Source organism: Intestinimonas sp. RTP31139st1_F5_RTP31139_211217, assembly GCF_040226735.1.
Lineage (GTDB): Bacteria > Bacillota > Clostridia > Oscillospirales > Oscillospiraceae > Intestinimonas > Intestinimonas butyriciproducens.
In genome coordinates this window covers 1-8,663 of the sequence record NZ_JBCOAQ010000066.1, presented here as the reverse complement: position 1 = coordinate 8,663, position 8,663 = coordinate 1, and the positions used below count along the sequence as shown (strand labels likewise).

Annotated in this window: 8 protein-coding genes; 1 reads left to right on the top strand and 7 read right to left on the bottom strand. The window is 67.2% G+C overall.

The window, feature by feature from the left end; genetic code table 11:
- From ABUA09_RS17655 to dusB, 4 genes are all read right to left on the bottom strand, one after another.
- Positions 1–866: zf-HC2 domain-containing protein (locus tag ABUA09_RS17655; protein WP_349949589.1), on the bottom strand; the 866-nt coding region annotated here is incomplete at its 3' end.
- Between the two features lie 81 nt (positions 867–947).
- A complete protein-coding gene (locus ABUA09_RS17650; protein WP_033116202.1) occupies positions 948–1,304 on the bottom strand; it encodes a DUF4180 domain-containing protein in 357 nt (118 codons plus the stop codon).
- 53 nt (positions 1,305–1,357) lie between these two features.
- A complete protein-coding gene (locus ABUA09_RS17645) occupies positions 1,358–1,954 on the bottom strand; it encodes an RNA polymerase sigma factor (protein ID WP_033116201.1) in 597 nt (198 codons plus the stop codon).
- Positions 1,955–2,017: 63 nt separating this feature from the next.
- Positions 2,018–2,989 (bottom strand): tRNA dihydrouridine synthase DusB, encoded by a 972-nt coding sequence (dusB, locus tag ABUA09_RS17640; protein ID WP_349949588.1) that lies wholly within the window; start codon positions 2,987–2,989, stop codon positions 2,018–2,020.
- A 159-nt stretch (positions 2,990–3,148) separates the two neighbouring features.
- Here dusB and ABUA09_RS17635 point away from each other — a divergent pair, with 159 nt between their 5' ends.
- Positions 3,149–5,512 (top strand): SpoIIE family protein phosphatase, encoded by a 2,364-nt coding sequence (locus tag ABUA09_RS17635; RefSeq protein ID WP_195608468.1) that lies wholly within the window; start codon positions 3,149–3,151, stop codon positions 5,510–5,512.
- A 45-nt stretch (positions 5,513–5,557) separates the two neighbouring features.
- Here the strand turns inward: ABUA09_RS17635 and ABUA09_RS17630 are convergent, their stop codons facing one another.
- From ABUA09_RS17630 to truB, 3 genes are all read right to left on the bottom strand, one after another.
- Positions 5,558–6,958 carry a DUF1576 domain-containing protein gene (locus tag ABUA09_RS17630; protein ID WP_349949587.1) on the bottom strand — a complete coding sequence of 467 codons (1,401 nt, stop codon included), beginning with the start codon at positions 6,956–6,958 and terminating at the stop codon, positions 5,558–5,560.
- Positions 6,959–6,980: 22 nt separating this feature from the next.
- Entirely contained in the window at positions 6,981–7,877 is an 897-nt protein-coding gene (gene ribF / locus ABUA09_RS17625) for a riboflavin biosynthesis protein RibF (RefSeq protein ID WP_033116211.1), read from the bottom strand.
- A 35-nt stretch (positions 7,878–7,912) separates the two neighbouring features.
- Positions 7,913–8,663 (bottom strand): tRNA pseudouridine(55) synthase TruB (gene truB, locus ABUA09_RS17620; RefSeq protein WP_349949586.1); only part of this gene is annotated, 751 nt, incomplete at its 5' end.

The window sequence follows — 8,663 nt, the reverse complement described above, 5'->3', positions numbered from 1 at the left end:
AGCCACCCCAGGACGGCCCCGGCCGCCGGGTCCCACAAAAGGACGGCGCAGGCCTCGCTCCCGCCCAGTGTGACCTTCCAGCAGCCGTCTCCGGGCACACGGACCTCAGGAAGCCACACCGCCGCCTCCAGATCCGCCTCCGCGGCGGGTACGGCGGACATCCGGGAGGTGTCGATCTCCTCCGCCTGCTCCAAGCCGGAGGTGGAGAGCCAGGCGGCGCACGTCTCGGTGAGGGTCCGCCGCTCCTCCTCGGTCAACGGGATCTGCTCTGCGCCAGTGTTCTCCTCGGTCTCCGCCGGGGCAGCCTCCTGTATGGGTTCCACGCTGCGGTCCTGGACCTCCGGGGCCCTGATGCCGTTCTTCTGTACCGCGGCATCCGATTGGGGCGCCTGCGCTGAAAAGCTCTGTATCGCCGGCGCGCCTCCGGCGGCCGCGCCTTCCTCCGTTGGGGCGGCATCGGCGGGTGCGGCCATATCCGCAGCGGCAGGGGCGGAAGAGGCGCCGCTGCTCCCGCCGCCCAGGACGCTGGGCAGCGCCCGCGCCCCCAGCAGCACCACGGCAAAGACCGCCGCCAGGGAGGCCCACCGCTTCCAGGGCCGTGTCCGCCGCCCGGCAGGCGTGTGTTGGGGGAAGGGGACGGTCTTTTCCGCCCGCACACGGTCCATCACCGCGGCCCGAAAGCCCTCCGGTACCTCCTCTTCCTCCAGCTCGGAGAGCAGGACGTGGGCCTCCTCCAACTCCCGGGCCAGCGCCCGACAGTCCCCGCAGTGTGCCAGATGCTCCTCCAGTTCTTGGCGCTCCTCCTCCTTCCATTCCCCGTCCAGTCCCATACTGATGAGCTCCAGCGCTCTTTCACAGGTGCACATCCGGCTCCCCCCTCTCTCCACAACATTTGGGACCGCCCCGCAGGGCACTTTTCTTCCACCCTTCCCGGGCTCTCGCTTGTGCTATGTCAGCTTGCGCACAGCCTCTTCCACACTGGGCAGAAAACAGATCTCTCTGCCCCGGTTGCTCTCCCGGATAAAGTCTTGGAGCGGCTTGCTGGTATAGTGGTCATACTCTCCCACAATGGCCAGCCTCATCTGATAATTGACGAACTTCTGCAAAATCTCCCCGGCCAGACCCGTACGCAGGGAAAAAAACGCCTCCGCCACGCAGGCCTTGGGCAAAATCAGCTTTCGGCATCCGGTCTCATATTGGGCCGACATCATGAATTCCAGCGCCGAAGCCGCGTCCCGCAGGACCACCTCGTCGGTATGGACCAGCGCGATATCCCGCTTTTCCCCTAATATCGTGTATTCCACAGCAATCCTCTTCTTTCTTTGCGCTATGTTTACGAAGCGGTACGCTCCGGTTCTCACTTTGTAGACGACGTCCCGTCAAAAAAGTTCCCCTGGGAAATCATTTCCTTGCGCAAGGCCAACCGGGCCCGGGAGATGCGGGACTTGACGGTCCCCTCCTCCAGCCCCAGGGCCCGGCCGATCTCGGCATAGCTGAGGCCCTGGAGCTCCCGCAGGACCAGGGCCTGCCTGTGCTCGGGGGAGAGCCGGTCCAACCCACGGGCCACAGCCCGCCGCAGCTCGGCCCGCTCCAGGTGCCGCTCCGGCGTGTCCCGCTCGTCGGGCAGCTCCGCCTGCCGCTCCCCCTCCTCCCCGTCCAGGGAGACGGTCATGGAGAGGCTCCGCCTTCGTTTCTCCTTTCTAAGAAAGTCGATGCAGACATTGGAGGCCAGCCGGTAGATCCAGGTGGCAAAGGAGCTCTCCCCCTGGAACCGGGGCAGGCCCCGCCAGGCGTTGAGGAATGCCTCCTGGGCCAGCTCAGCCCCGTCCTCCGGGTTCCCCGCCAGGCGCCGGCACAGGTTGTAGACCCGCTTTTCATTGTCGGCCACCAGCTGCTCAAAGGCCCGCTCGTCGCCCTCCCTGGCCCGCGCCACCAGCTCCTGTTCGGTTGGCATCCCCTTCACCTGCCTTTCCCCGGGACCCGCCGATCTGCATACAGGTCCTCTGCCTTTCCGCCTTTAATTTAAATCCCGCTTGATGCCCCGGGTGATCTCCTCCAGCTCCGCCATGGTCTCCACATGGCAGATCCGCTCTTTCCAGTACCCGGCATAGGGCACGCCCTTGAGATACCAGCAGTACTGCTTCCGGGCCTCCAGGCAGGCGATCTTCTCCCCCTTGTGGAGGGCGTTGATGCGGAACTGCTCCATGGCCGTATCGCACCGCTCCGTAAGCGGCGGCAGGGGCGGGATCTCCTCCCCCTCCAGGGCGGCCCGCGCCTGCCGGAAGAGCCAGGGGTTGCCGAACGCGCCCCGCCCGATCATGGCGGCATCCGCCCCCGTGTACTGCAAAATGCGCACCGCATCCCTGGGCGAGAACACATCGCCGTTTGCCAGAACGGGGATGGAGAGGGCCTCCTTTACCGCCCGGATCTGGTCCCAGTTGGCGGTGCCCGCGTACTGCTGGGCGCGGGGCCGGCCGTGGACGGCCACGGCGGAGACGCCCGCCTCCTCCATAGCCCTGGCAAACTCCACACAGTTGATGGAGCCCTTGTCCCAACCCAGGCGCATTTTTACCGTGACGGGCCGGCCGCCTGCGCCGCGGATCACCGCCTCGGCCACCCGGACGGCCAGTTCCGGCGTCCGCATGAGGCCGGAGCCGTCCCCGGAATTGGCCACCTTGGGCACTGGGCAGCCCATATTGATATCGATGATCTCCGCGCCGGAGACCTCCCCCGCGATGGCGGCGGCCTCCTCCATACACTTGGGGTCGGAGCCGAAGATCTGCGCGGCGGCGGGATGCTCTCCCTCCCCCAGCTTCAGCAGCGGAACCGATTTCCTGTCCTGATAGCACAGCGCCTTGGCGCTCACCATCTCGGTGACGGTATAGCCGCAGCCCAGCGCCCGGCAGACGGTGCGGAAACCCAGGTCGGTCACACCTGCCATGGGGGCCAGCGCCAGCCGGGACGCCACCTTTACAGTTCCTATCTCCACGGTGTCCCTCCGATTGTTGCGATTGCTGTTATCATACCATACTCCACTCCATCCGGCAAGTCTCCGGCTTTCCTCAGTTCTCCTCCATGTTCCGACCAGTTATTTCCATATTATGGGTTATACTGTCTCCACAACCAGATACATAGGAGGAGATCGTCCATGGCGGCGAAGACAGCATTGAAGGTAAAAGCGGCCCGGCTGCGGGAGGAGATGACGCGGACGGGCCGGGTGGTGCTCCGGGCGCCCGCGCTGGTGCGGGGGGCGGAGTGCGCCATCCGGTTTTCCCTGGGGGCAGTGCTCGCGGGAGCGGAGATCTTTGGGGGATACGCCCCCTTCGGCCTGAGCATGGTGGGCTGCTCGGGCTCAGGCCTGGACGGCTTTGCCGCCCTGATAGGCGCCTGCCTGGGCTATCTGTCCTTCCGGGGGCTGACCGAGGGTCTGCGGTACGTAGCGGCGGCCATACTCATTTTTTCGGTATCCTTTGCCTTTTTCGACATCAGGCTCTACCGGAAAAGCTGGTTCATGCCCCTGGTGAGCGCCCTCCTCAGCGGGGCCACCGGCTTTGTCTATCTGGGCAAGGGGGGATGGGCGCCCCCCACCGTTATTTTTTTCGCCACCGAGCTGCTGCTGACGGCGGCGGGCGTCTACTTTTACCGCATCGCCTTCTCCCCTTGGACCAATCCCCGGGAGGACGGGGGCCTCACCCCCCGACAGCTCACCAGCCTGCTGATCCTGGGGGGGACGGTGCTCATCTCCCTGGCGCAGCTCCAGCTTCTGGGCGAGTCCCTCTCCGCCGGGCGGGTGCTCGCCGCCCTGGCGGTGATGGTGTGCGCCTCCCAGGGGGGACTGGGAGTGGGTGCGGCGGTGGGTGTGGCCGCGGGCATCTGCATGGATCTGGCCGCCGGCGAGAGCGTCTTTTCCTGCACGGTGGCCTATGGCTTCGCCGGGCTCATGACCGGCGTGTTCAAAGGCCAGAGCAAGACGGCCTGCGCCGTGGCCTACGTCCTCTCCAACGCCGTCACCGTCCTGTGGGCCTGGGACGGCGGGCTCCGCCTCTCCCTCCTCTATGAGGTCTTTTCCGCCTCGGTCCTCTTCCTACTGCTGCCGGACCGGCTGCTGCGGAAGGCCGCCGCCCGCCTCTCCCAGGAGCGGGGGGATGACACCGGGGACCGGGCCGCCGCCTATGTGCGGGAACGCCTGCGGGAGACGGCCGGTGCTTTCCGGGAGCTCTACGAGACCATGAAGGGCGCTTTCCGCCGCCCCGGCCCCAATGACGGGGACATGTCCGCCATTTTTGACCGGGCGGCGGACAAGGTGTGCCGCCGCTGCGCCCTGCGGGACGCCTGCTGGCAGCGGGACTACACCACCACCTTCAATGCCCTCAACGACGCCCTGCCCGCCATGACGGACCGGGGCCGCGGGGAGCCGGGGGACTTCCCCCAGCACTTTTCCACCCGGTGCCTCCACTTCCCCGCCTTCCTAGCGGCCGCCAACGAGGAGCTCACCGCCGTCCTGTGCCGGAGGCAGTATAAGAGCCGCCTGCAGGAGAACCGCTCGGCGGTGTGCCGCCAGTACGGGGAGCTCTCCGCCCTGCTGGGCGCCGCTGCGGCGGAGCTCTCCGCCGAGCTCACCCCCGACCCGACGCGGGAGAAGCGGCTGCGCCAGCACCTCACCGCCCTGGCCCTGGAGGCCGAAGCCTGGGTCTACTACGACGAGGCCGGCCATCTCCGGGCCGAGATCGAGGGCCCGGACCTCTCGTCCCTGCGGACGGACCGGGAGCGCGCCGCCCTCTCCGACCTGCTGGGCTTGGCCCTGCGGGAGCCGGAGGAGGGGGAGGCCGGCGAGCTGGAGCGGCTGGTCTTTACCCAGGCCGAACCCTTCCAGGCCGTCATGGGCGTGGCCGCCCGGCAAAAGGACGGCGAGACCGTGAGCGGGGACGCGGGCGCGCTCTTCAAGACCGACAGCGGCATGCTCTACATTCTCCTGTGCGACGGCATGGGCAGCGGCGTGGCGGCCAGCCGGGAGAGCAAGTTGGCCATCCGCCTGCTGGAGCGTTTTCTGAAAGCGGGCGTGGACCCGGAGTCCGCCCTCAAGACCCTCAACTCCGCCCTGGCCCTCCGCAACGAGGAGGAGGGCGGCTTCACCACCGTGGACCTGCTGCGGCTGGACCTCTTCACCGGCGAGGGCGCCCTCTACAAGTTCGGGGCGGCGCCCACCTATATCCGCCGTGGCGGCTCGGTGAGCCGGGTGACGGGCTGTGCCCTCCCCGCGGGCCTCTCCACCGGGGAGCGGGCGGCCCCCGACGTGAGCCGCCTGCAGTTGGAGCCCGGAGACGTGGTGGTGCTGGTGAGCGACGGCGTGACCGACCGCAGGGACGACCAGTGGCTGCGCGCCGCCCTCTCCGCCTTCAACGGGGAGAGCCCCAAGGATCTGGCCCGGACCCTGGTCTCCCCCGGCGAGGGGGAGACCGCCGACGACGACCGCACCGCCCTGGTGGTGCGGGTGGACCGCCGCCAGGCGTGACCGGCGACGCGCCGGCGCCAAAACGGCCGCCGAAAAGTCTTTCTTTTATCGCTCGGAGGGGCCGCAATTTTCGTAGGCCTCCTCCTCCCGCAGGGCGGGGAAGGGCTCCCCCTCCGGCTCCCGTTCCTCCGGGGTGAGGTCCCGCTCCATGGGGGCCGGTTTGTCCTCCTGGAACACTTCGAAGAGGTCCCGGGGGGTGAGCTCCGGCTTCCTGTGGCGGAAGATGGCCATGACGGTGGGGAACAGCACGATAGCGATGAGCCCGCCGGAATAGCCGTTGTTATAGAGGTTGACCCCCGCCAGCACCGACCCGGCCTGGAGGACCACCGCCGAGTGGAGAAACCCGGCCACAACGCCGGCCGGCCAGCCGAACACCCCGGCAAAGGGGGCCAGCGTGGTGCCGAAGAGGGCGGCCAACTGCACGGAGGGGTCGTTGAGATTGAAGTGCATGAACGCACCGCCCAGCATCACACCCCCGATGATGGGCAGGATGTTCCGAACGTGTTTGCCGTAGGCCGAAAAGCCGATCACGGTGAGGATGCCGCCCAGAGTGGGGCCATTCAGGTCCCCACCCACCAAGAGGATGTAGCCGGTGCACACCAGGCCGTTCACCCCCATGTTCACCAGAACGGGACCGGCGCCCAGCATACGCAGGTAGTCGCTGGGGGCGCGTCCGGTGCTGGTGAGAAGGCGGCGGTAGCCCGCCCAGACCGCCCAGGCCGGCTTGCCTGTGAGGAAAAAGCCGCACAGAAGAAACGCCAAGCAGAGGACCACCATCAGGGGCGCGAAGCGCCCGTTGTTGCCGGTGGCCCAGAAAAAGGCGCTGTCCGGCGCGTCCCCCACCGCCTCCAGCACGGGCACCAGCATCATGGCCAGCAGGCCGCAGGCAAAGCCCATATTATAGAGGTTCATGCCGTTCTGTACTTTATATGTATAGGCCGACAGCGGCGGCAGGACCATCCCGATGCCGATGCCGATCAGCAGGCCCAGTAGGGGGTGGGCATGGCGGCTGCCGAAGGTCATATAGCTCACCAGCGGCGAGAGGGCCGTGGCCAGGAGGGCCACCGCCGCGTATTTGGAAAAGGGCTCCTTTTGAAGCTTGGCATAGAGCCATGTCCCCAGGATGATGGGCCAGATATTGAAAATATTTTTCCCGAAGAGGGCGAAGCCGGACATCAGCCCGATCTCGGTGATGGTGAAGCCGTTGAGCGGGTCCTTTGCGACGTAGAGGAGCAGTACGCTGGCTGCCGTGACCAGCCCGGCGTTGACAAAGGCCGCGCCTGGCCCGGCGATCTGCACGTAGTCGGTGATGAGCACGTCCTGCATGGTGACGATCTTCCACAGCCCGGGCAGGATATTCGCCGGGTCGTCAAAGATCAGCGCCGCCGCCATCAGCGCCGCCGCATACAAGAGGATCAGTCGGTACATCGATTTGTATCGGATCATCTTATGCCCCCCTATCGGTCCATCAAGGCCCAAAATATTTCCTCGTCTCCTCCGCGTTTTTCATGACTTCGGCCCGCAGGGCCTCCAGGCTGGGGAATTTCCGCTCTCCCCGCAGCTTTTTGTAAAACTCCATCCGGATGGTCTGTCCGTAGAGGTCGCCCGAGAAGTCCAGGATATAGCCCTCCACGTTGACCCTGTTCCCGTCGTCCACCGTGGGGCGCACCCCGATATTGGTGACCGCCGGGCGGCTGGAGCCGTCCCCGAACCACACACGGGTGACGTACACCCCGTGGGCGGGCACCAGCACCCCCTCCGGAAAGCGGAGGTTCACGGTGGGGAAGCCCAGCGTGGTGCCCAGCTTCTTTCCGTGGGTCACCCGGTCGGTGAGCACATGGGGGTGTCCCAGAAACTCCATGGCCCGCTCCATCTCCCCCTGGGCGATGAGGGTGCGGATATAGGTGGAGGAGACGGTGATCCCCTCCCGCTCCACCTTGGGGATGATGTCGCAGCCCACACCCAGCTCCCGGCACAGCCCTTCCAGGCGCTGGGGATTGCCCTCCCCCTTGTAGCCGAAGTGGAAGTCGTGCCCAGCCACCACATGGACGGCTCCGTGCTCCTGCACCAGATACTCGGCGACGAAGGCCCGCCAATCCATGCGCATCATGCTGTCAAAGTGGGCCACGATGACGTCCTGTATCCCGTACAGCCGCCGCATCAGGTCGGCCCGGTCCGCGGCGGAATTGATGAGCGGCGTGACCGCCCCGGTGATCCGGCTGGAGGGGTGGGCGTCGAAGGTGAAGGCGGTGGGCGCCGCCCCCAGCTCCTCCGCCCGGTCCCGAACCCTGCTCAACAGGGCTCCGTGGCCCTTGTGCACGCCGTCAAAAAAGCCCAGGGCAATGACTCGTTTTCTCTCGTTCAAGCTGATTCCTCGCTTTATCTTCTCTGTGGCGCCGCTCACACCTCGTAAAAGCTCTTCACGGTACGCATCCGCCCCCGCTCCAGTTCTCCCAGGAGCAGAAAATCGCCCGCCGGGCCGTAGACCCGATAGGTCCCGTCCGCCCCCCGCCAGGGAAAGGCGGCGCCGTTCCGGGCGGCCCTCTCCTCCCGGAGCCCCACCGTCAGGGCGGGGTGGTCCCGGAAGTAGGCGTCCACCGGCAGGAGGAGGCGCTCCGCCTCCCCCCGGTCCGCCGCCGCCTGCACGTCCTCCAGCCGCACCGCTCGGTCCAGACCGAAGCCGGCGGCCTCGGTGCGCCGGAGCGCGCTGAGGGTCCCGCCGCAGCCCAGCGCCGCCCCCACGTCGTGGCAGAGGGTGCGGACATAGGTCCCCTTGGAGCAGCGCACCCGCAGAAGGTAGTCCCCCGCTCCGGTCCGCTCCAGCAACTCCAGGGCATGGATGGTGACGGGGCGGGGCTTCCGCTCCACCTCCCGGCCCTTCCGGGCCAGCTCATAGAGCTTTTTCCCGCCGATCTTCACCGCGGAGTACATGGGGGGCACCTGGAGGATCTCCCCCCGGAAGGCGGCCAGGGCGGCCTCCACCTCCGCCGGAGCGCATGTCACGGGGCGCTCCTCCAGCACCCGGCCGGTGACGTCCTGGGTGTCGGTGACAAGGCCCAGCCGCAGGCCGGCCAGGTACTCCTTGCCGGTCTGTTCGGCAAACTCCACCGCCCGGGTGGCCCGGCCGAGACGGACGGGCAGCACGCCTGTG